Annotated in this window: 24 protein-coding genes and 1 pseudogene; 22 read left to right on the forward strand and 3 right to left on the reverse strand. The window is 32.0% G+C overall.

What is annotated here, in order from left to right; all coding sequences use genetic code 11:
• Nucleotides 1-17 precede the first annotated feature (17 nt).
• The 3 genes and pseudogenes from gcvPA to ACVBFA_RS00260 form a co-directional block, all read left to right on the forward strand.
• Nucleotides 18-1,364, forward strand: a complete 1,347-nt coding sequence (gcvPA, locus tag ACVBFA_RS00250) for an aminomethyl-transferring glycine dehydrogenase subunit GcvPA (RefSeq protein WP_002446526.1) — start codon at nucleotides 18-20, stop codon at nucleotides 1,362-1,364.
• Nucleotides 1,357-2,865 (forward strand): aminomethyl-transferring glycine dehydrogenase subunit GcvPB, encoded by a 1,509-nt coding sequence (gcvPB, locus tag ACVBFA_RS00255; protein ID WP_002446525.1) that lies wholly within the window; start codon nucleotides 1,357-1,359, stop codon nucleotides 2,863-2,865. Before gcvPA ends, gcvPB begins: the two co-directional genes overlap by 8 nt.
• Before the next feature lie 500 nt (nucleotides 2,866-3,365).
• A pseudogene (locus tag ACVBFA_RS00260) lies at nucleotides 3,366-3,882 on the forward strand (transposase); the annotation flags it as partial.
• A gap of 93 nt (nucleotides 3,883-3,975) precedes the next feature.
• Here ACVBFA_RS00260 and ACVBFA_RS00265 read toward each other — a convergent pair.
• The gene (locus ACVBFA_RS00265) at nucleotides 3,976-4,362 is read right to left on the reverse strand and encodes a rhodanese-like domain-containing protein (protein WP_002446524.1); all 387 of its coding nucleotides are present in this window, start codon (nucleotides 4,360-4,362) and stop codon (nucleotides 3,976-3,978) included.
• A gap of 159 nt (nucleotides 4,363-4,521) precedes the next feature.
• On the opposite strand from ACVBFA_RS00265, the gene ACVBFA_RS00270 reads away from it, so the two are divergent.
• The gene (locus ACVBFA_RS00270) at nucleotides 4,522-5,352 is read left to right on the forward strand and encodes a lipoate--protein ligase family protein (RefSeq protein WP_447158751.1); all 831 of its coding nucleotides are present in this window, start codon (nucleotides 4,522-4,524) and stop codon (nucleotides 5,350-5,352) included.
• A gap of 40 nt (nucleotides 5,353-5,392) precedes the next feature.
• Here the strand turns inward: ACVBFA_RS00270 and ACVBFA_RS00275 are convergent, their stop codons facing one another.
• The gene (locus ACVBFA_RS00275) at nucleotides 5,393-5,611 is read right to left on the reverse strand and encodes an SA1362 family protein (protein WP_001831076.1); all 219 of its coding nucleotides are present in this window, start codon (nucleotides 5,609-5,611) and stop codon (nucleotides 5,393-5,395) included.
• A 13-nt stretch (nucleotides 5,612-5,624) separates the two neighbouring features.
• Nucleotides 5,625-6,203 (reverse strand): hypothetical protein, encoded by a 579-nt coding sequence (locus tag ACVBFA_RS00280; protein ID WP_002446522.1) that lies wholly within the window; start codon nucleotides 6,201-6,203, stop codon nucleotides 5,625-5,627.
• A 102-nt stretch (nucleotides 6,204-6,305) separates the two neighbouring features.
• On the opposite strand from ACVBFA_RS00280, the gene ACVBFA_RS00285 reads away from it, so the two are divergent.
• The 18 genes from ACVBFA_RS00285 (at nucleotide 6,306) to ACVBFA_RS00370 (ending at nucleotide 23,713) form a co-directional block, all read left to right on the forward strand.
• Complete coding sequence (locus tag ACVBFA_RS00285) at nucleotides 6,306-7,367, forward strand: M24 family metallopeptidase (RefSeq protein WP_002457719.1); 1,062 nt, start codon at nucleotides 6,306-6,308, stop codon at nucleotides 7,365-7,367.
• Between the two features lie 26 nt (nucleotides 7,368-7,393).
• Entirely contained in the window at nucleotides 7,394-7,951 is a 558-nt protein-coding gene (gene efp / locus ACVBFA_RS00290; protein ID WP_001831269.1) for an elongation factor P, read from the forward strand.
• A gap of 149 nt (nucleotides 7,952-8,100) precedes the next feature.
• Nucleotides 8,101-9,126 carry an N-acetyl-gamma-glutamyl-phosphate reductase gene (gene argC / locus ACVBFA_RS00295; RefSeq protein WP_002446520.1) on the forward strand — a complete coding sequence of 342 codons (1,026 nt, stop codon included), beginning with the start codon at nucleotides 8,101-8,103 and terminating at the stop codon, nucleotides 9,124-9,126.
• A 17-nt stretch (nucleotides 9,127-9,143) separates the two neighbouring features.
• Nucleotides 9,144-10,337 (forward strand): bifunctional glutamate N-acetyltransferase/amino-acid acetyltransferase ArgJ, encoded by a 1,194-nt coding sequence (argJ, locus tag ACVBFA_RS00300; protein ID WP_046044247.1) that lies wholly within the window; start codon nucleotides 9,144-9,146, stop codon nucleotides 10,335-10,337.
• Nucleotides 10,338-10,346: 9 nt separating this feature from the next.
• A complete protein-coding gene (gene argB / locus ACVBFA_RS00305) occupies nucleotides 10,347-11,084 on the forward strand; it encodes an acetylglutamate kinase (protein ID WP_002487013.1) in 738 nt (245 codons plus the stop codon).
• Nucleotides 11,084-12,214, forward strand: coding sequence for an acetylornithine transaminase (locus tag ACVBFA_RS00310; protein ID WP_126122159.1), 1,131 nt, complete (start codon nucleotides 11,084-11,086; stop codon nucleotides 12,212-12,214). Before argB ends, ACVBFA_RS00310 begins: the two co-directional genes overlap by 1 nt.
• A 258-nt stretch (nucleotides 12,215-12,472) precedes the next feature.
• Complete coding sequence (accB, locus tag ACVBFA_RS00315; RefSeq protein WP_126122160.1) at nucleotides 12,473-12,946, forward strand: acetyl-CoA carboxylase biotin carboxyl carrier protein; 474 nt, start codon at nucleotides 12,473-12,475, stop codon at nucleotides 12,944-12,946.
• The gene (gene accC / locus ACVBFA_RS00320; protein ID WP_002446515.1) at nucleotides 12,946-14,304 is read left to right on the forward strand and encodes an acetyl-CoA carboxylase biotin carboxylase subunit; all 1,359 of its coding nucleotides are present in this window, start codon (nucleotides 12,946-12,948) and stop codon (nucleotides 14,302-14,304) included. Before accB ends, accC begins: the two co-directional genes overlap by 1 nt.
• 11 nt (nucleotides 14,305-14,315) lie before the next feature.
• Entirely contained in the window at nucleotides 14,316-14,678 is a 363-nt protein-coding gene (locus ACVBFA_RS00325; RefSeq protein ID WP_002440021.1) for an Asp23/Gls24 family envelope stress response protein, read from the forward strand.
• A 76-nt stretch (nucleotides 14,679-14,754) separates the two neighbouring features.
• Entirely contained in the window at nucleotides 14,755-15,144 is a 390-nt protein-coding gene (gene nusB / locus ACVBFA_RS00330) for a transcription antitermination factor NusB (protein WP_002446514.1), read from the forward strand.
• Between the two features lie 14 nt (nucleotides 15,145-15,158).
• On the forward strand, nucleotides 15,159-16,496 hold the full coding sequence (gene xseA, locus ACVBFA_RS00335; protein ID WP_002486996.1) for an exodeoxyribonuclease VII large subunit: 1,338 nt from the start codon (nucleotides 15,159-15,161) through the stop codon (nucleotides 16,494-16,496).
• Nucleotides 16,489-16,719, forward strand: coding sequence for an exodeoxyribonuclease VII small subunit (locus ACVBFA_RS00340; RefSeq protein WP_002495738.1), 231 nt, complete (start codon nucleotides 16,489-16,491; stop codon nucleotides 16,717-16,719). Before xseA ends, ACVBFA_RS00340 begins: the two co-directional genes overlap by 8 nt.
• On the forward strand, nucleotides 16,697-17,578 hold the full coding sequence (locus ACVBFA_RS00345) for a polyprenyl synthetase family protein (protein WP_126122161.1): 882 nt from the start codon (nucleotides 16,697-16,699) through the stop codon (nucleotides 17,576-17,578). Before ACVBFA_RS00340 ends, ACVBFA_RS00345 begins: the two co-directional genes overlap by 23 nt.
• Before the next feature lie 317 nt (nucleotides 17,579-17,895).
• Nucleotides 17,896-18,348, forward strand: a complete 453-nt coding sequence (ahrC, locus tag ACVBFA_RS00350; RefSeq protein WP_002456185.1) for a transcriptional regulator AhrC/ArgR — start codon at nucleotides 17,896-17,898, stop codon at nucleotides 18,346-18,348.
• 15 nt (nucleotides 18,349-18,363) lie between these two features.
• Nucleotides 18,364-20,040 (forward strand): DNA repair protein RecN, encoded by a 1,677-nt coding sequence (recN, locus tag ACVBFA_RS00355; protein WP_126122162.1) that lies wholly within the window; start codon nucleotides 18,364-18,366, stop codon nucleotides 20,038-20,040.
• A gap of 262 nt (nucleotides 20,041-20,302) precedes the next feature.
• Entirely contained in the window at nucleotides 20,303-21,724 is a 1,422-nt protein-coding gene (lpdA, locus tag ACVBFA_RS00360; protein WP_002486947.1) for a dihydrolipoyl dehydrogenase, read from the forward strand.
• A 14-nt stretch (nucleotides 21,725-21,738) separates the two neighbouring features.
• Complete coding sequence (locus tag ACVBFA_RS00365; RefSeq protein ID WP_002490006.1) at nucleotides 21,739-22,737, forward strand: thiamine pyrophosphate-dependent dehydrogenase E1 component subunit alpha; 999 nt, start codon at nucleotides 21,739-21,741, stop codon at nucleotides 22,735-22,737.
• Entirely contained in the window at nucleotides 22,730-23,713 is a 984-nt protein-coding gene (locus ACVBFA_RS00370) for an alpha-ketoacid dehydrogenase subunit beta (protein ID WP_126122163.1), read from the forward strand. The genes ACVBFA_RS00365 and ACVBFA_RS00370 overlap by 8 nt, the downstream gene beginning before the upstream one ends.
• The last annotated feature ends 7 nt before the right edge of the window (nucleotides 23,714-23,720 follow it).

Consider the following 23,720-nt stretch of genomic DNA (forward strand, 5'->3'; position numbering starts at 1 on the left):
TTAAAGGGGTGTAAATATTGAGTCATCGTTATATACCATTAACTGAACAAGATAAAAATGAAATGCTAAATAGTATTGGGGCAAAGTCTATTTCCGAATTATTTGATGATATACCTACAGATATTTTATTAAAAAGAAATTTAAACATTGCCGAAAGCGAAGCGGAGACGATATTACTTAGAAGGTTAAATCGTCTCGCAGCTAAAAATACAACTAAAGAAACACATGCAACATTTCTGGGTGCGGGCGTTTATGATCATTATACTCCTGCTGTTGTCGATGCAATGATTTCAAGATCTGAATTCTACACCGCATATACACCTTATCAACCTGAAATTTCTCAAGGTGAGTTACAAGCAATTTTTGAATTTCAAACACTCATTTGTGAATTAACAGATATGGATGTAGCAAATTCTTCTATGTATGATGGTATGACTAGTTTTGCTGAAGCATGTATATTGGCGCTAAGTCATACGAAAAAAAATAAAATTGTAGTTTCAAGTGGACTACATTATCAAGCCTTACAAATTCTACACACATACGCCAAAACTCGTGATGAATTTGAAATAATTGAAGTTGACCTTAAAGGTACTATTACTGATTTAGAAAAATTAGAACAACTTATCGATGACAACACAGCAGCTGTCGCTGTACAATATCCAAACTTTTATGGTTCTATTGAAGATTTAGAACAAATTAATAATTATATAAAGGATAAGAAAGCTTTATTTATCGTATACGCCAATCCACTTTCTTTAGGATTACTAACACCACCAGGTACATTCGGGGCAGACATAGTAGTGGGAGATACACAGCCTTTTGGTATTCCTACCCAATTTGGGGGTCCACATTGTGGATATTTTGCTACAACAAAGAAATTAATGAGAAAAGTACCTGGTCGATTAGTTGGACAAACTCAAGATGACGAAGGTAATCGTGGATTTGTTCTCACCTTACAAGCTAGAGAACAACATATCCGTCGTGATAAAGCCACTTCTAATATTTGTTCAAATCAAGCTTTAAATGCACTTGCATCTTCAATAGCAATGTCTGCTTTAGGTAAACAAGGGATTTATGAAATTGCAGTTCAAAATCTTATAAATGCTAATTATGCTAAAAATAAGTTTGAAGAGCATGGTTTTGAGGTACTAAAAGCACAATCTTTTAATGAATTTGTAGTCAAATTTAATCAACCAATAAAAAATATTAATCTTAAATTAGCAGAATATGGGTACATTGGTGGTTTTGACTTAGGTGAAGTATCAGATGATTTTAAAAACCATATGTTAGTCGCAGTTACAGAGTTAAGATCTAAAGATGAAATAGATGATTTTGTTATGAAAGCAGGTGAGTTAAATGATTAGTAAATCAAGCCCTTTAATATTTGAAAGATCCAAAAAAGATAGATATGCGTATTCTTTACCACAAAATGACATTGAAAATATCAATATTGCTTCGCTCTTAGATGATAAGTATATTCGTAAACATAAGGCTGAGTTTCCTGAGGTTTCAGAATTAGATTTAGTTAGACATTACACTGAACTATCAAATAAAAATTTCGGGGTTGATACTGGATTTTATCCATTAGGTTCATGTACGATGAAATATAATCCTAAAATTAATGAAAAGGTAGCTCGTATTTCTGGTTTTAGTGAATCTCATCCTTTACAAGAAGAAGAACACGTCCAAGGTTCTCTTGAAATTATATATAGTTTACAAGAAGAATTGAAAGAAATTACTGGTATGGATGAAGTTACCCTACAACCTGCTGCAGGTGCGCATGGTGAATGGACCGCTTTAATGATTTTTAAAGCTTATCATGAAAAAAATGGACAAAGCCATCGAGATGAAGTAATAGTACCTGATTCAGCACATGGTACTAATCCTGCTTCTGCCTCATTTGCTGGATTTAAATCAGTAACTGTAAAATCTAATCAACGTGGGGAAGTTGACATAGAAGATTTAAAAAGAGTAGTAAACGACAATACAGCTGCAATCATGTTAACTAATCCAAATACATTAGGTATATTTGAACAGAATATTATTGAAATTGGGAAAATCGTTCATGAAGCAGGTGGTTTATTATATTACGATGGGGCAAATTTAAATGCTATTTTAGATAAAGTACGTCCTGGTGATATGGGCTTTGATGCAGTACATCTTAATTTGCACAAAACATTCACTGGTCCTCATGGCGGTGGTGGACCAGGATCAGGACCAGTTGGAGTAGTAGAGAAATTAGCCAGTTATCTACCTAAGCCTATGGTTATAAAAGATAATGATAGATATAAATATGACAATGATATTCCAAATTCAATTGGACGAGTAAAACCGTTTTACGGAAATTTCGGTATTTATTTAAGAGCATATACTTATATCAGATCAATGGGAGCCAATGGTTTAAAAGAAGTATCTGAAGCTGCCGTTCTTAATGCGAATTATATTAAATCTCGCCTTAAAAATCACTTTGAAATTCCGTTCAATCAATATTGTAAACATGAATTTGTATTAAGTGGAACTTTACAAAAACAATATGGTGTCAGAACATTAGATATGGCTAAACGACTGTTAGATTTTGGTGTGCATCCACCTACAATATATTTTCCTCTCAATGTCGAAGAAGGAATGATGATTGAGCCAACAGAAACTGAATCTAAAGAAACACTTGATTACTTTATTGATGCGATGATTCAAATCGCTAATGAAACAAAAAATGATCCAGATAAAGTTTTAGAAGCACCACATACAACTATAATTGACCGATTAGATGAGACGACTGCAGCACGAAAACCAATTCTTAAATTTGAAGAACTTAAGAACGAAAAGTATAAAGAACACACAAATATTGATTCTGAAAATAATTAAATCACTAAAAAGAAATCTTTATACTAGCTAAAACTTCTATAAGTTACAATAATCAAAAGTTAACTTATACTAATCTTTTACTAAATAGAAAATATCTTTTTTAAAGCATTTAAAAATTAGATTTGATGTTAATACGTAGCTTTTTTATGATATTTTTGAGAAAGGTGCGCCAATCCTCTATACGGGCTGAGACGGTACCTTTTGATGACGAGTCGTTCTCAATATGAAAATTATATAAATAAAGAAAGCGGCTGGGACATCATTCCTAGCAAAATAGCCAGTAAATGAGTTTTTTATAATTCATTTACTGGCTTCTTTATTTACAATTCTTCTTATTGTTGGCTCGCTTTCTTAGGGGACAGCTTCAGTCTGTAGTCTTCAGCTTGTCCTGTTCCCTCAAGAGTCTCGCCAAAATACTTTGTGTTTATATGTAATTTTACATTGAAATACTTTAAAAAATAAGGCACTTTCGTATAATTTAATAAACATTACTAAACTAAATTAACGATGATTTCATTTGTCCAAACAATCAAAGACCAGGATTTAAAAGATATGCCTATCGTCATGATAAATATGGTTTTAAACGAGACTTTAAAATAAATAAATGTGATGATTGTTCAGAGTGTCCTCTGAAACACACCAATGTATGAACTTCAATTCAAAACAAACAAAAAATAATGAAGAATTATAGTTTGGAATATTTTAAAGCGCAAATTAATAAAAAGTTTTCAGAACCAAAAACAAAAACCATCTACAGTCAAAGAAAATTTAGTGTGGAGCCTGTTTTTAGATTTATGAAGGCTATTTTAGGTTTCACTCGAATGTCTGTTCAAGGTATATATAAAGCCAAAAGAGAACTAGGATGTCTACTAATGGAACTTAATATAAGAAAAGTAACAGCTCAACGAGCTGAAAATGATCAAAAATTTATAAAAAAGACAATTCCTATATTTTTCAATAGAAATTGTCCTTATTTACTTATCCTGGAACTTTATGTCCAGAATTTTCTTTAAATGATTTATATATCATCATCTAAAAAACTCTTTGAAAGCATCTATTAACCTAATCCTTTCAAAGAGTTTAATAACTTAAAGACATCATTTCGTAAAATTACTTTTTAGATTTTATTTTACCTGTCCATTTTTTGTAACCGCCTTTAAGCATGTAAATATTTTTATATCCATTTTTTCTTAATATACGTGCAGCACGATAACTTGCTATACCATTAGCATCACATAAATAAATAGGTTGATCATTTCTTAGTCCTTGAAATCGTTGCTTAAATACTGTGATAGGAATATTACGTGCACCATTAATATGTCCATAATCATAATCCACTTTTTCCCTCACATCAATAACTTGAGCTTTTCTTAAACCCTTATGGAATTCATTCTGGTCTAATTCATTTACAGCTCGCTTATTAAGAATTTGTTGGATAATCATATATGCAATGATAATAACAATAATACCAATTGCAATGTACAAAGAGATACTCATCTTGCATCCTCCCTAATTTACCGATATTATAATTATAAGACTGTTAGTACAATTTATCAAAATATTTTTTCGAGTTAGATTATGTTTATATCACATAATCTAAATATACAAAGAGAAACATAATAGTTTTAATTTTAATATTTCGATAGGGGTATGATTATGACTGAAATATGGAATTTTATAAATATTGGAAGCAAAAATCCTTATTATAATATGGCAATGGACGAAGCGTTACTAAATTTTGTATCGCGTGGAGAAATTGATCCAGTTATAAGATTTTATACTTGGAATCCTGCAACACTCTCAATAGGCTACTTTCAACGGCTCCAAAAAGAAATTGATATTGATAAAGTAAAAGAAAAGGGCTATGGCTTAGTAAGACGTCAAACAGGTGGTAGAGGCGTGTTACACGATAAAGAATTAACATATAGTGTTATTGTTCCAGAGTCTCATCCAAATATGCCTTCAACTGTAACTGAAGCTTATAAAATTATTTCACAAGGATTATTAGAAGGTTTTAAAAATTTAGGTTTTGAAACTTATTTCGCTATCCCCCGTTCTAAAGAAGAACGAGACAAATTAAAGCAACCACGAAGTTCGGTATGTTTTGATGCACCTAGTTGGTATGAGCTTGTAGTAGAAGGCAGAAAAATTGCAGGTAGCGCTCAAACCAGACAAAAAGGTGTCATTCTTCAACATGGTTCAATTTTACAAGATATAGATATCGATGATTTATTTGATATGTTTATATTTAAAAATGAACGACTAAAAGCGAAAATGAAAGAAAATTTTGTTCAAAAAGCTGTAGCTATTAATGACATTTCAAATCAACATATTACATTAAATGAAATGGAGAACGCCTTTAAATCAGGTTTTAAAAAAGGACTGAATATAGATTTTAAACCTCTAGAATTAACGGAAAAACAAAAAGAGGAAGTACAAGAACTCGAAGAAAAATATCGCTCTGAAGCATGGATGTACCGTAAATAATTATGAAGAAAGCAATAAGGCGAAATCATTTGATATCGCCTTATTGCTTTCTTTTTTGTCTTTTATATTTACGAAGTGCTTTTTTATACTTCCTTTGATCTTCTGTTAAAAAGAAGAAATAATATATAATATAAATAATTAAAGCTATAATTGCAAAACTAATAATAGCTTTCATAATTGAAAATAAAAACTCATCAAGATTCATCATTAAACCAAATGCAGCTATCGCTAATATTAAATAAAAGATGAATTTACGCATCTCAAAACTCCTATTAATTTAAATTTGTATTTATTGTTGCAAGTTTTTTTTGACCTTTTTCTATTTTTTTATTATCTTTCGTTTCATATCCTTTTTTAATTGTATTGAATGCTGAAGATAAGTCTTTATTAAGTTGACGTATTTCTTTTTCTTTTTTCTTATCTTCTTCAGATTGTGATTCAGAGTCTACAGATTCTTTATATTTAATGAAAGAACTGTCAATATTATTTGAAATGTCATCTAATTTTCTTTGAATCGTCACTTTATTATTATTTTTATTAACTTTTGACTCAATATCTCTATAATCTTTAATGGCTTTTGCAATAGAATCATAATAATCAGATGATGCTTTTAAATTTTTTATTTTTAACTTATTAGATGAAGCTTCTTTAGTATTTTCTTTATCTTGTTTAAGGGCGGCTATTTTAGATTTATGTTCGCCAATTTCTTGATTAAGTTCTTGAATATCAAGTTTTAATTGATGATTATCATCACGTAACTCAGTCGTTTTATCTTCTAAAGGAGATAAGTTCTGACTCCCACAACCCATTAGCAAACTGCTCGCACCAACTATTAATATTAACTTTTTCATTGTATTCTCCCTAAACCAAAAACTATTATTATTATTACTAGTTATGCTATCATTCTAATGTATAAAATAAAAATGTACAAATGTAAACGTAGGAGGGAAATAATGAATAAATTAAGAAAAGTTCAAGATATCATTGAACATAAGCACTTAGATGCAATCATCGTATTATCAGATTATAATAGACGTTACCTTTCAGATTTTACTGGTACAAGTGGTGCACTAATCATAACACCTAAAAAACAATATCTTATTACTGATTTTAGATATATAGACCAAGCTACAGAACAGGCACAAGATTTTGAAATTATAAATCGAAAATCAAGTTTGATTTCTGAAATTAAATGTATATTAGAAAGAGAAAATTTATCAAATATTGGTTTTGAAGGTCATTTAATCAGTTATGATACTTATGTTGAACTTAATAAAGGATTAATTACTTTAATAAGCATATCTAATGAAATTGATAAGATTAGAGAAATTAAAAATAAGGAAGAAATTCAGCTCATTCAACAAGCGGCTAAGATAGTAGATCAAACATATGAATATATCCTCACTCAAGTAAGTATCGGAATGACAGAACGAGAAATCAAAGCTAAATTAGAAAGTAAGATGTTAGAATTAGGTGCAGATGGCCCTTCATTCGACACAATAGTAGCTTCAGGTTACCGAGGTGCATTACCGCATGGTGTTGCAAGTGATAAGCGTATTGAAAAGGGAGATATGATTACATTAGATTTTGGTGCATACTATAGAGGTTATTGTTCCGATATTACACGCACGTTTGCCATAGGAGAACCGGATCCAAAACTCAAAGAAATATTTAATATAGTTCTAACTTCTCAAAAGAAAGCTATTGAAGAAATCAAACCAGGTATGACTGCAAAAGAAGCAGATGCTATATCTAGAAAGTATATTTCATCTCACAATTATGGTGAGCAGTTTGGCCACTCACTTGGTCATGGTATTGGCCTTGATATTCATGAAGGTCCACTATTATCTCAAAATAGTTCAGATGAATTAAATATAAATAACTGTGTTACTATAGAACCAGGTATATACATTGAGGGATTGGGTGGCGTTAGAATAGAAGATGACATTCTTATTACAGAAAATGGATGTCATGTCTTTACTAATTGCTCAAAAGACCTTATTATTTTAGAGTAAGCGCGTATAATTGAGGAGGAGACTGAATGATTTCAGTAAATGATTTTAAAACAGGTTTAACGATTTCTGTTGATAACGGAATCTGGAAAGTTATTGATTTCCAACATGTCAAACCAGGAAAAGGCTCAGCTTTTGTTCGTTCTAAATTACGTAATTTAAGAACAGGTGCTATTCAAGAAAAAACTTTCAGAGCTGGCGAAAAGGTTGAACAAGCAATGATCGAGAATCGTCGTATGCAATATTTATATGCTGATGGCGATAACCACGTATTCATGGATAACGAGACATTTGATCAAATCGAATTACCTGGTGACTACTTAAAAGATGAATTAAATTATTTAAAAGCGAACATGGAAGTTCAAGTTCAATCTTATGAAAGTGAAGTTATTGGTGTTGAATTACCAAAAACTGTAGAGCTTGAAGTTACTGAAACTGAACCTGGAATCAAAGGTGATACTGCCACTGGCGCAACAAAATCTGCGACTGTTGAAACAGGTTATACACTAAATGTACCTTTATTTGTAAATGAAGGTGACACACTAGTGATAAATACTAGTGATGGAAGTTACATTTCTAGAGGATAAACACTAATTAACTATACTCCAGAGTATACATCAATAAGATGTTATACTTTGGAGTTTTTGTTTTCAAAATGTAAAATTACAAAGTATAGTATTGTAATTATTAATAAATATGTATATAATTACATAATAATACAATAAGGAGTGTATATATGCATATTTCTATAGTAGGTATCACAGGCTATACAGGACTAGAATTGTTAAGATTAGCACTAAATCACCCTCATATAACTGTTTCATCGATTCATGCCACAAAAGAAGTGGGAGTGCAAATTTCTGATATATTCCCTCATTTGAAAGGTATTTGTGATAAAGAAATTCAGGCTTTCGACAGTGAATTTATTATGACACATTCAGATTTGGTATTTTTTGCCACTCCAAGTGGCGTTGCAAAAGATTTATCTAAAAATTTCGTTAATAATAATTTTCCTGTCATAGACTTATCAGGTGACCATCGTTTATCTCCAGATGTTTATCTCAAATGGTATAAAAAATCACCGTGTACTGTAGATATACAAAAGCGTTTTACATACGGTCTTTCAGAAGTAATGAATATTAGTCATTGCAATAGATTTATTGCTAACCCTGGTTGTTATGCAACTGCAACTGAATTAGCACTATATCCCTTAATCAGCAATCATTTAATCCGTGTTGATTCTATAATTGTTGATGCTAAAAGTGGTCTTACTGGAGCTGGTAAAAAATTAAATCAGTCAACCCATTATGTAAATGTAAACAATAATTATGTGACGTATAAACTTAATAAACATCAACATATTCCTGAAATTGTACAAACGTTGCAGTTTTTTAACAAAAATTTACAGAATATTCAGTTTTCTACATCACTTATTCCGGTTAACAGAGGTATTGTTGCAACTATATACACACAGCTTGAAAGTGGAGTGAAAATAAATCAAATAGAATCTACCTACAAGACTGTATATAAAAATAAGCCTTTCATAAGAATTAAAGATGGGTTACCACAGTTAAATGAAGTAATAGGAACAAATTACACTGATATTGGTTTTGTTTATAACGAAACTACGGGTGTTTTAACAATTTCATCAGTTATTGATAATTTAATTAAAGGTGCCGCTGGCCAAGCTATTCAAAATATGAATCTGATGTTTAATTTCGACGAAACTGATGGTCTAATTTTGGCACCTTTATATATCTAATATAGGGGGACTAAATAATGAATATAATTAAGGGAAATATTGCAAGTCCTCTTGGGTTTGCAGCTGATGGTCTGCACGCTGGCTTTAAAAAGAAAAAATTAGACTTTGGTTGGATTGTTTCAGAAGTACCTGCAAATGTAGCAGGTGTATTTACAACTAATAAGGTGATTGCTGCACCATTAAAATTAACAAAAAACAGCATCGAAAAAAGTGGTAAAATGCAAGCTATTGTTGTTAATTCAGGTATTGCTAATTCTTGTACTGGTAAACAAGGGGAAAAAGATGCCTTTAAAATGCAACAACTGGCCGCAAATAAATTGCAAATTCAACAAGAATATGTAGGTGTCGCATCTACAGGTGTTATTGGAAAGATGATGCCAATGTCTATTCTAGAGAATGGCTTTTCCAAACTAGTTAAAAACGGTAATGCTGATGACTTTGCAAAAGCGATATTAACAACGGATACTCATACAAAAACATGCGTTGTAAACGAAGTTTTTGGTAACGATACAGTAACGATGGCAGGTGTAGCAAAAGGGTCAGGAATGATACATCCTAATTTGGCTACAATGCTAGCATTTATAACCTGTGACGCTAACATCTCATCACAAACATTACAACAAGCTTTAAAAGATGTAGTTGAAGTTACATTCAATCAAATCACTGTAGATGGTGATACTTCAACAAATGATATGGTGCTTGTAATGTCAAATGGATGTACAAATAATAACGAAATTAAAAAAGACAGTGAAGACTACTATAAATTTAAGCAGATGCTTCTATATATTATGACCGATTTAGCTAAAAGTATTGCAAGGGATGGCGAAGGTGCTTCTAAATTAATAGAAGTCACGGTTAAAGGTGCAAAAGAATCTAGTGCTGCAAGAATGATTGCTAAAAGTGTGGTGGGTTCAAGTTTGGTAAAAACCGCAATTTTTGGCGAAGATCCTAATTGGGGTAGAATTATTGCTTCTGCAGGTTACGCTAAAACAAATTTTGATATTAATCAGGTAGACATTTTTATCGGTAGGATACCTGTATTAATAAGATCCTCACCAGTAAAGTACGATAAAGAAGAAATTCAAGAAATAATGAGTGCTGAAGAAATATCAATTGAACTTGACCTTCATCAAGGAAATTACGAAGGTCAAGCATGGGGATGTGATTTATCGTATGACTACGTTAAAATCAACGCACTTTACACCACTTAGGAGGAACATATGAAAAACATCATCGTAATTAAGCTCGGTGGTATAGCTATAGAAAATTTAAACGACGCGTTTATACAACAAGTTAAAGCTTGGCACCTTGAAAACAAAAAAATAATTATTGTTCACGGTGGCGGCCAAGTCATCAGTGATTTATTAACTAAAAACAATCATTCAACTATTAAAATTGATGGCATGAGAGTGACTGCTAAAAATGACTTACCTATCATATATGATGCTTTAATTAACATAGTAGGACACCAACTTTTAGTGAGACTTAAAGAATCTAATTTAGAATTTTTTCAATTCAAAGAAAAGATAAAAGAACTTGTGAGCGCCGAATTTTTAAATAAAAATATCTATGGTTACGTTGGGAAAGTTAAAGAAATCAACACGATGCTATTAGAAAATATTTTATCACGCGACATTATACCAATTATCACTAGTTTGGGTGTAAATGAGCAAGGGGAATATCTTAATGTTAATGCTGATCACCTCGCCACCGCAATTGCTAAGAAACTAAAAGTCGAAAAATTAGTATATATGACTGATGTCCCTGGTGTAATTGAAAAAGATAAAACGCTTGCTACTCTTACAATTAAGGAGGCAAAAACAAAAATTGAAAATAAAATAATTACTGGCGGCATGATACCTAAAATTGAGAGTGCAATCCAAACAGTAGAATCAGGCGTTGAATCGATTTTAATTGCAAATAATTTACAAAAAGGAACAATCATAAGGGGTGATTAATGATGAGTTATCTTTTTAATAATTACAAACGGGACAATATAGAATTTGTTGATGCTAATGAAAATGAATTAATTGATAAAGATAATAATGTTTACCTAGATTTTTCGTCAGGTATAGGTGTCACAAATCTAGGTTTTAATATGGAAATTTACCAAGCAGTACTTAATCAACTGAATTTAATATGGCATTCACCCAATTTATACCTAAGTAGTATTCAAGAGGAAGTGGCTCAAAAATTAATTGGTCAACAAGATTATTTAGCTTTCTTTTGCAACAGTGGAACAGAAGCGAATGAGGCGGCTATTAAACTCGCACGTAAAGCTACTGGCAAGTCGGAAATTATTGCTTTTAAAAAGTCTTTTCACGGCAGAACGTACGGCGCAATGTCTGCAACAGGACAAAAGAAAATTACAGATCAATTTGGTCCGGTTGTTCCTGGATTCAAATTTGCTATTTTTAACGATTTCAATTCATTTAAATCATTAACTTCAAATAATACTGCAGCTGTAATTATAGAAATCATTCAAGGTGAATCAGGAGTACTACCTGCTGACCCTTTATTTGTGAAGCAATTAAATGAGTATTGTATACAAAAAGATATTCTTATAATTGTAGACGAAGTTCAAACGGGCATAGGTAGAACTGGTAAGTTATATGCTCATGAACATTATCAATTGTCTCCAGATATCATCACATTAGCTAAAGGGTTAGGTAACGGCCTTCCTATTGGAGCAATGTTAGGCAAAAAGAATTTAGGTCATGCATTTGGCTATGGTTCTCATGGCACAACTTTTGGAGGAAATAGATTATCATTAGCCGCTGCAAAACAAACGCTTACTATCATTAATCATGCTGATTTGATGAATGATGTTCAATCAAAGGGTCAATTTCTTATTGAAAACTTAAGAAAAGGTTTAGCAAATAAAAGAAATGTAATTGAAGTCCGTGGTATAGGCTTAATGGTAGGAATAGAGATCAATAATGATCCTATTCAAATCGTGCGAGAAGCTAAACGTAGAGGGTTAATCATTTTAACAGCTGGTACAAATGTGATTAGGTTATTACCTCCATTGAGTATCACTAAAAAACAATTGGAAAAAGGTATAGAAATACTAACTGAAATCATTTGATTTATAAATGGTATCTTATCTAAAATATCGAGTTGATATACAGAGTGTACAATTCAGCAAAGCAACTTTTAAAACACCGTTTCGTTAAAAATACAAAAAATAAAACGAAACGAGTGTCTTTTTTATGCCTTCAATCAATCTCTAAAATATTTAAATAAATAACGACGTTTTGATGTTTAATGAACATGCTTGAATTGAATCTTTTACTCAAGTAAAATAGATGGGTAGATGAAAACAAACCTAAGGAGTCAGTAAGAAATGAACTTTAAAGAAATAAAAGAATTAATCGAAATTCTTGACCAATCTAATTTAACTGAAATAAATATTGAAGATAATAAAGGCAGCGTAGTTAATTTAAAAAAAGAAAAAGAGACTGAAATAGTTACACCACAAGTTACTCAACAACCAACTCAACCGATAACTCATGCGCAAATCGATAATGAAACACAACAAAAACCATCAGATAGCTATAATGATGAACAAAGTAGTGATAATAATTACAATACCATTAATGCACCAATGGTTGGTACATTTTATAAATCACCTTCACCAGATGAAGAAGCATATGTTCAAGTAGGAGATAAAGTTACGAATGACAGTACTGTTTGTATATTAGAAGCTATGAAATTATTTAATGAGATTCAAGCCGAAACAACAGGTGAAATCGTAGAAATTTTAGTAGAAGACGGACAAATGGTAGAGTATGGCCAGCCGTTATTTAAGGTGAAATAATGAAGAAGATTCTAATCGCTAATCGTGGTGAAATCGCAGTAAGAATAATAAGAGCGGCACACGATTTAGGTATTCAAACAGTAGCTATATACTCAGAAGGTGACAAAGATGCATTACATACTCAAATTGCTGATGAAGCATATTGCGTCGGTCCTACTTTATCAAAAGATTCTTATTTAAATATACCAAATATTTTATCTATCGCTACTTCTACAGGATGTGATGGTGTTCATCCTGGATACGGCTTTTTGGCTGAAAATGGTGATTTTGCTGAATTGTGTGAAGCATGCCAATTAAAATTTATTGGGCCAAGCTATCAATCAATTCAAAAAATGGGAATAAAAGATATTGCTAAAGCTGAAATGATTAAAGCCAATGTACCTGTAGTACCAGGAAGTGAAGGGCTTATTCAAAGTATAGATGACGCTAAAAAAACTGCTAAAAAAATTGGCTATCCAGTTATCATCAAAGCCACTGCAGGTGGTGGTGGAAAAGGTATTCGGGTTGCTCGTGATGAGAAAGAACTTGAAACTGGTTACCGTATGACACAACAAGAAGCTGAAACAGCGTTCGGAAATGGCGGTTTATACTTAGAAAAATTTATAGAAAACTTTAGACATATAGAGATTCAAATTATTGGCGATACTTATGGAAACGTTATACATTTAGGTGAACGTGATTGTACAATTCAAAGAAGAATGCAAAAACTCGTTGAAGAAGCACCTTCACCAGTATTAAGTGAAGATAAACGCCAAGAAATGGGTAATGCTGCAATCAGAGCTGCAAAAGCTGTAAATTATGAAAACGCAGGTACAATTGAATTTATATATGATTTAGATGATAATCAATTTTATTTCATGGAAATGAATACACGTATTCAAGTCGAACACCCAGTAACTGAAATGGTAACAGGAGTAGATTTAGTAAAATTACAACTCAAAGTTGCTATGGGTGAAGCGTTACCTTTTAAACAAGAAGATATTTCCATTAACGGTCATGCCATTGAATTTCGAATCAATGCTGAAAATCCTTACAAAAACTTTATGCCTTCACCAGGCAAGATTACCCAATATCTTGCCCCAGGCGGTTTTGGAGTGAGAATTGAATCAGCATGTTATACTAATTATACGATACCACCTTACTATGACTCCATGGTGGCAAAACTTATAGTTCACGAACCTACACGTGAAGAATCAATTATGACAGGCATTCGTGCTTTAAGTGAATATCTTGTTTTAGGTATCGACACTACGATTCCATTCCACTTAAGACTTCTAAATAATCATATTTTTAGAAGTGGGGAATTTAATACAAAATTCCTAGAAAAGTATAATATTATGGACGATAATAACCAATAGGAGGATAAAGGATGGTCAATGTAGCAGATTATTCTCAATCTAATTTAGGAAAAATTGAAATAGCACCAGAAGTATTATCTGTTATCGCATCCATTGCGACATCAGAAGTAGAAGGCATTACAGGTCATTTTGCTGAATTAAAAAAAACAAATCTAGAGAAGATTAGTCGAAAAAATTTAAACAGAGATTTAAAAATCGAAGCTAAAGAAGACGGAATATACATTGATGTATTTTGTTCTCTAAAACATGGCGTAAATATTTCTAAAACTGCAAATCAAATTCAATCAGCGATTTTCAATTCAATTACGACAATGACAGCTATTGAACCACAGCAAATTAATATTCACATCAGAAGTATCGTAGCAGAAAAATAAATAATTTAAATTATAGGTGCACTTTAACTAGAAAGTTGTACCTATAATTTTATAAATACATTTGAAGGAGTAAAATATGAGTCGTAAAGATGCAAGAATACAAGCTTTTCAAACTTTATTTCAACTTGAAATAAAAGAGACGGATTTAACAATTCAAGAAGCAATTGAATTTATTAAAGATGATCATTCTGATTTAGACTTTGATTTTATATACTGGTTAGTTACTGGAGTCAAAGATCATCAAATCGTTTTAGACGACACAATAAAACCCCATTTAAAAGACTGGTCTATCGATCGTTTACTGAAATCAGATCGTATTATTTTAAGAATGGCAACGTTTGAAATATTGCACAGCGATACACCTAAAAAAGTAGTTGTTAATGAAGCTGTAGAACTTACAAAACAGTTTAGTGATGATGATCATTATAAATTTGTTAATGGTGTTTTAAGTAATATAAATGATTAAAATGAGTGATAACTATGACTGAATATTTAAGTGTTTCTGCACTAACTAAATATATAAAATATAAATTTGACCAAGATCCTCATCTTCAATCAGTTCTTATCAAAGGAGAATTATCTAACTTTAAAAAGCACTCAAGCGGACATTTATATTTTAATGTCAAGGACAAAGAAAGTGTCATCAGTGCAATGATGTTTAAAGGAAATGCTTCTAAGTTAGGCTTTGAGCCTAAAGAAGGTGATGAGGTTTTAATTGAAGCTCGCGTTTCTGTTTATGAAAGACGAGGAAATTATCAAATTTATGTTAATAAGATGCAAATCGATGGTATTGGTAATTTATACCAAAAGCTTGAACAACTAAAAAAGAAATTGAAAAAAGAAGGCTATTTTGATCAAAGTAACAAAAAACTTATACCAAAGTATCCAAAGAAAATAGCGGTTTTAACAGCGAGTACAGGTGCAGCCATTAGAGACATACATAGTACGATTAATAATCGCTACCCTTTGGTCGAGCAAATTCAAATCAGTACCCTTGTTCAAGGCACGCAGGCTAGGCAAGATATAATAGAAAAGATTCAATATGCCGATTCATTAGATGTTGATACAATAATAGTTGGACGCGGTGGTGGTTCAATTGAAGATTTGTGGAACTTTAATGAAGAAGATGTTGTTAAAGCCATCTTTAATTGTCAAACACCTATTATATCAGCTGTAGGTCATGAGACTGATTTTACATTAAGCGATTTTGTAGCAGATGTTAGAGCTGCGACACCTACTCAAGCTGCTGTTATAGCAACACCTGATCAATATGAGTTATTACAACAAATTAAACAGTATGAATATACATTATCAAGATATATAAAACAATATATCGAACATCAGAAGAAACAACTTAATCAAATATCATCATATTACAAATTTAAGCAACCGAGTTTATTGTACGATCAACAAATTCAAAAACGTGATGAATTAGAAAGACAGTTAAATCTTCTATTAAATACTAAAGTTGAAAAGTCAAAACATCACCTCAAGTTACTTCAACAAAGTTTTAATTTTAAAAATTTAAATCAGCAGATTACTCAAGAAAAGCAATCTGTTTATCAATTGCATTCTAGATTGTCCAAAATAATGTCCAATAACATTACTAATTTAAAAACAGTGCTAAAAAATAAATTAGAAAATCTCAATAATTTAAGCCCTACCAATACGATGCTTAGGGGATACGCAATTGTCAACAAAGACGATGAAGTGATTACAAGCACACATAAATTGAATGAAAACGACAAAATATCTTTAACAATGAAAGACGGAAGTGTCGATGCAATGGTTAAGAAAGTAAGGTGTAATGATGAGTAAAGAAAAGCAAAGTTTCGAAGAAATGATGAAAGAACTTGAAAATATCGTTCAAAAATTGGATAATGAAGCAGTTTCTTTAGAAGAATCCCTCGATTTATACCAACGTGGTATGAAACTATCTGCTAATTGTGATTCAACTTTAAAAGAAGCAGAGAAAAAAGTGAATGAATTAATGCAAGAAGAAGTTGGTGATGAAGGCAATGAAGAAACTGCAGATGAATAAATTAATAGATATAATTAATACATCACTGAATAAATCAATACAATCATCACCATTAAAGACTAATTTAGAAGAAAGTATGAAATACTCATTAAATGCTGGTGGTAAAAGAATCAGACCAGTCATATTATTATTAACACTAAAAATGCTTAATAAAGATTATCAACAAGGACTAAATAGTGCATTAGCATTGGAAATGATTCATACTTATTCTTTAATTCATGATGATTTACCAGCAATGGATAATGACGATTACCGTAGAGGAGAGTTAACAAATCATAAAGTATATGGTGAATGGAAAGCCATTCTTGCTGGTGATGCATTATTAACAAAAGCTTTTGAATTAGTTTCTAATGATACTACCATTGAAGATAGTGTGAAAGTAAATATTATACAAAGACTTTCAAAAGCAAGTGGACATTTGGGAATGGTAGGTGGCCAAGCGCTTGATATGGAAAGTGAAGGGAAGTCAATTCGTTTAGAAACTTTAGAGTCAATTCATAAAACTAAGACAGGTGCTTTACTAAATTTTTCAGTTATGGCCGCGGTAGACATTGCTCAAGTTGAACAAAATATTGCTAAGAATCTAGATGAATTTAGTCATCATTTAGGAATGATGTTTCAAATTAAAGATGATTTGCTGGATGTATATGGTGATGAATCAAAACTTGGCAAAAAAGTAGGCAGTGATATAGAAAATCATAAAAATACTTATGTTTCTTTACTTGGAAAAGATGGAGCAGAAGAAAAGTTAAACAATCATCAATGTCTTGCCTTGAACTGCTTAAATCAAATTTCTGATCAATATGATACTTCAGAATTAAGCGATATTGTAGATTTATTCTATAACAGAGACCATTAATTTATAACAAAATTTTATACTATCGTCAGAATGTTTACTTTAACGTTATAACACATTTATATCTGTAGGTTGTCTTCATAGCTTATCTATGAGGCAATCTTTTTTAATTCTTCAATTTATATACAAGAATTATTCACATTTATATTTCTAAACACTTATTTTAGTATTATTAATTATGAAAGTGATTTTGTAATAAATACTGATATAGTGCTCACTAGATATTTTAACTTCACAATTTCAAAATAGTGTTTAGTAGTAGTTCAGAACGCCATGTGTTAAAATCAATGTATAAATATTCGTAATTTGAGGTGTTAATTGTGCCAAAAAAGTCAGTGAGACACATAAAAATAAGAGAGATAATTTCAAATGAACAAATAGAAACACAAGATGAACTAGTTAAACGTTTGAATGAGTATGATTTAAATGTTACACAAGCTACTGTTTCACGAGATATTAAAGAATTGCAATTAATTAAAGTTCCTGCACCTACAGGACAATATGTTTATAGTTTACCAAATGATCGTAGATATCATCCATTAGAGAAGTTGGGTAGATATTTAATGGATTCATTTGTAAATATTGAAGGCACTGGTAATCTACTAGTACTTAAAACGCTTCCTGGTAATGCTCAATCCATTGGTGCTATACTTGATCAAATTGATTGGGATGAGGTGCTTGGTACAATTTGTGGTGATGATACATGCTTACTTATTTGTCGAGACGAAGAAGCGAGTGAAGAAATCAAAACTCGAATTTTCAATTTATTATAAGGATGCGATGAATTTATGTTACAAACCTTATCAATAAAACAATTTGCCATTATTGACGAACTTGATATAAACTTTTCTGACGGTCTAACAGTTATGAGTGGTGAAACTGGCTCAGGAAAATCTATCATTATTGATGCCATTGGACAGTTAATCGGTATGAGAGCTTCTTCTGATTACGTCAGACATGGCGAAAAGAAAGCGATTATCGAAGGTATCTTTGATATAGACGAGAGTAAAGATGCAATTAAAATACTAGAATCTTTAGCTATAGATGTTGATGAAGATTTTCTATTAGTTAAAAGAGAAATATTCAGTTCTGGCAAGAGTATATGTCGAATTAATAATCAAACTGTCACTCTACAGGACTTAAGAAAAGTGATGCAAGAACTGCTTGATATTCATGGGCAACATGAAACACAGTCTTTACTTAAGCAAAAATATCATCTTCAACTATTAGATGATTATGCAGACAATCAATATTCAGATTTACTTAATCAATATCAACTTTCTTATAAGCAATATAAAAATAAACGTAAAGAATTAGAGGAATTAGAATCTGCAGATCAAGCTTTATTACAACGATTAGACTTAATGAAGTTTCAATTAGAGGAACTAACCGAAGCTTCACTGAAAGAAGGCGAAGTGGATCAACTTGAATCCGATATTAAAAGAATTCAAAACTCTGAAAAATTAAATCTAGCTTTAAACAACGCACATCAAGTTCTAACTAATGAAAATGCAATACCCGATAGGTTGTACGAATTAAGCAACTACTTGCAAACGATTAATGATATCGTTCCAGAAAAATTCGTAAGATTAAAAGAGGACATTGATCAATTTTACTATATACTAGAAGATGCTAAACATGAAATTTACGACGAAATGGCTAACACTGAATTCGATGAGCAAGTTTTAAATGAGTATGAATCCAGAATGAATTTACTTAATAATTTAAAACGTAAATATGGTAAGGATATTACTGAACTTATTGGTTATCAGAGTAAACTTGCAAATGAAATTGATAAAATAGAAAACTATGAACAAAGTACGTCACAATTGAGGGAAGAAATTAAAACACTTTATAACGAAGTGATAGATATAGGAAAAAAACTTTCTCAAGAACGTAGGCGTGTAGCGAGAGAGTTAAGGGACCATATTGTTTCTGAAATACAAAATTTACAAATGAAAGATGCTAACCTTGAGATTTCGTTTAAACCATTAGATGAACCTACAATTGAAGGTATTGAATTTGTGGAATTTTTAATTAGTCCAAATCGTGGTGAACCACTTAAAAGTCTTAATAAAATCGCTTCAGGTGGTGAGCTTTCAAGAATTATGCTAGCTCTAAAAAGTATATTTGTTAAATCACGTGGCCAAACAGCGATTCTTTTTGATGAAGTTGACTCGGGTGTATCTGGTCAAGCAGCACAAAAAATGGCTGAAAAAATGCGAGATATTGCTCAATACATTCAAGTTATTTGTATTTCACACTTACCTCAGGTAGCTTCAATGAGTGATCATCATCTACTTATAAGCAAGGCATCCAATGCTGATAGAACTACAACTCAAGTCAAAGAATTGAAAGATGAAAATAAAATAGATGAAATAGCACGTATGATTTCAGGAGCAAGTGTGACTGAGCTCACAAGAGAAAATGCAAAAGAAATGATTAAGCAAAATCACAATATTTAATTATGATTACCAAATTCAAGCACAATGATTTTGGTTTTGATTAAAATTACAAATGATGTAAAATAGTTAGGTATTATTTAAAATTGAAGAAAACAAGATTGTAATTAGAAATATCAATAATGTTAATACTACTATTATTTTCATCTCTTGTTTATTCTTTTTATCTAATGAATAGCGTGAACATTAAATAAACCTCTAGAGGACTAAAATACAGAGTTTATATTTGTATTTTTAGTCTTCTATAAATTTAAGGAGTTAGACCATGTCAGAAAAACAATATGATTTAGTCGTGTTAGGTGGTGGTACGGCAGGATATGTAGCCGCCATCAGAGCTTCTCAATTAGGAAAAAAAGTAGCGATAGTAGAAAAATCACTCTTAGGTGGTACGTGTTTACATAAAGGATGTATACCTACTAAAGCACTTTTAAAATCGGCTGAAGTCAATCATACTATTAAAAACGCACATACATTTGGAATTGATGTCAATCATTTTAAAATTAATTTCCCTAAAATTTTAGAACGTAAAGATGCGATTGTTAAACAGTTGCATAAAGGCGTCAATCAACTGATGAAACATCATCATATAGATATTTACAATGGTATTGGACGAATTATGGGAACATCTATATTTTCTCCTCAAAGCGGTACAATTTCTGTTGAATATGAAGACGGCGAATCAGATATACTACCTAATAAAAATGTGCTTATAGCTACTGGGTCGTCACCACGATCTCTTCCGTTCATTAACTTTGACCATCAACAAATACTATCGAGTGATGATATCCTAAGGTTAAATACACTACCACAAAGATTAGCAATCATAGGTGGAGGAGTTATTGGTTTAGAATTTGCATCTCTGATGAATGATTTAGGTACTGATGTAGTAGTAATCGAAGCGAACGACAGAGTTCTTCCTACCGAGAGTCCACAAGTTGCCTCATTACTAAAAGAAGAATTAACTGATCGAGGCGTTACATTTTACGAAAATATTCAATTGACCAAAGAGCATTTTAATCAAACTGATAAGGGTGTAACTATTAATATTTCAGATGAGCCCGTCCAATTCGATAAAGTACTTATTGCAATTGGTAGAAAGCCTAATACAAATGATATTGGTTTAAATAACACTAAAATAAAGACTTCTGATGCTGGTCATATTATAACAAATGCTTATCAGCAAACTGAAGATAAACATATATACGCAGCAGGAGATTGTATAGGGCAATTGCAATTGGCACACGTTGGTTCAAAAGAAGCTATAGTTGCAGTTGAACATATGTTTGATTGTTCACCTATACCTGTCAATTATGACCTGATACCAAAATGTGTTTATACAAACCCAGAAATTGCTTCAATTGGTAAAAATTTAGAACAAGCAAAAAAAGCAGGCCTTAAAGCAAAAAGTATCAAAGTTCCTTTTAAAGCTATAGGAAAGGCAATGATTGAGGATGTAACCCAATCAAAAGGATTTTGCGAGATGGTAGTTAACAAAGATGACGATGAAATCATAGGTCTTAATATGATAGGGCCACATGTTACAGAATTAATAAATGAAATTTCATTGTTACAATTTATGAATGGCTCATCTTTAGAACTTGGTTTAACAACACATGCACATCCTTCATTATCTGAGGTAGTCATGGAATTAGGATTAAAAGCTAATGGTCAAGCAATTCATGTATAGTTGGAGGTAAAAAAATGATAGATTACAAGTCAGCAGGCCTTACAGAAGAAGACCTCAAAAAAATATATAAATGGATGGACTTAGGAAGAAAAACAGACGAAAGGCTATGGTTACTCAATCGTGCAGGTAAAATTCCATTTGTCGTCAGTGGTCAAGGTCAGGAAGCAACTCAAATTGGTATGGCATATGCAATGCAAAAAGGTGATATCTCATCCCCTTATTATCGTGATTTAGCATTTGTTACTTATATGGGAATTTCTCCTTTAGATACCATGTTATCAGCTTTTGGAAAACGTGATGACATTAACTCAGGCGGTAAACAAATGCCTTCTCATTTCAGTCACAAAGAAAAAGGCATTTTATCTCAAAGTTCTCCAGTAGCTACTCAAATACCACATTCAGTCGGTGCTGCATTAGCACTTAAAATGGATAACAAGCCAAATATTGCTACTGCGACAGTTGGAGAAGGCAGTTCAAATCAAGGTGACTTTCACGAAGGTATGAACTTTGCTGCAGTTCACAAATTACCTTTCGTCTGTGTAATAATTAACAATAAATATGCGATATCTGTACCTGATTCACTACAATATGCTGCTGAAAAGTTATCTGATCGTGCATTAGGTTACGGTATGCATGGAATCCAGGTAGATGGAAATGATCCAATTGCAGTATACAAAGCAATGAAAGAAGCAAGAGAACGAGCGCTAGCAGGTGAAGGTCCAACATTGATAGAAGCAGTCACTTCACGTATGACACCACATTCATCTGATGATGATGATACATATCGTACAAAAGAAGAAAGAGACCTATTGAAGCAAGAGGATTGTAATATAAAATTTAAAACGGCCTTACTCGATCAAGGCATCATAAACGAAAATTGGTTGAGTCAATTAGAAACAGAACATAAAGAACTCATTAATGAAGCTACTAAATCTGCTGAAGCAGCACCATACCCTTCAGTAGAAGAAGCTTTGACATATGTTTATGAAGAGGGAGGTCAACAAAATGACTAAATTATCATACTTAGAAGCTATACAAAATGCTCAAGACTTAGCATTAAATCATTTTAGTAATGCATTTATACTTGGCGAAGATGTAGGAAAAAAGGGTGGCGTTTTCGGCACAACTAAAGGATTACAAAGTAAGTATGGTGATGAACGTGTAATTGATACACCTCTTGCGGAATCGAATATTATTGGTACTGCTATTGGTGCAGCAATGCTAGGTAAGAGACCTATTGCCGAAATACAATTTGCAGATTTCATTTTGCCTGCTACAAATCAAATTATAAGTGAAGCAGCTAAAATGAGATACCGTTCAAATAATGACTGGAATTGCCCACTGACTATCAGAGCACCATTTGGTGGTGGCGTTCATGGTGGATTATATCATTCGCAAAGTGTTGAAAGCATTTTTGCTTCAACTCCTGGTTTAACTATTGTTATTCCTTCATCACCTTATGATGCTAAAGGTCTTCTATTGTCATCTATAGAGTCTAACGATCCAGTCTTATACTTCGAACATAAAAAAGCATATCGTTTTCTAAAAGAGGAAGTTCCCGAAACATATTATACAGTACCTCTAGGTAAAGCTGATGTTAAAAGGTCAGGCGAGGACATCACTGTGTTTTGTTACGGATTAATGGTGAATTACTGTCTACAAGCTGCAGATATTTTGGCAACAGACGGCATCGATGTTGAAGTAGTCGACTTAAGAACTGTTTATCCACTAGATAAAGCAACTATCATTGAACGCTCTCAACGTACTGGTAAAGTTCTCCTTGTTACTGAAGATAATCTAGAGGGGAGCATTATGTCTGAAGTATCTGCAATTATAGCTGAAAACTGTTTGTTCGATTTAGATGCGCCAATCATGCGACTAGCTGCACCGGATGTCCCATCTATGCCGTTTTCACCAACATTAGAAAATGAAATTATGATGAACCCAGAAAAGATACAGGAAAAAATGCGTGAACTCGCACAATTTTAAGGAGGGT

The sequence above is a fragment of the Staphylococcus sp. MSU001 genome, from assembly GCF_052976705.1.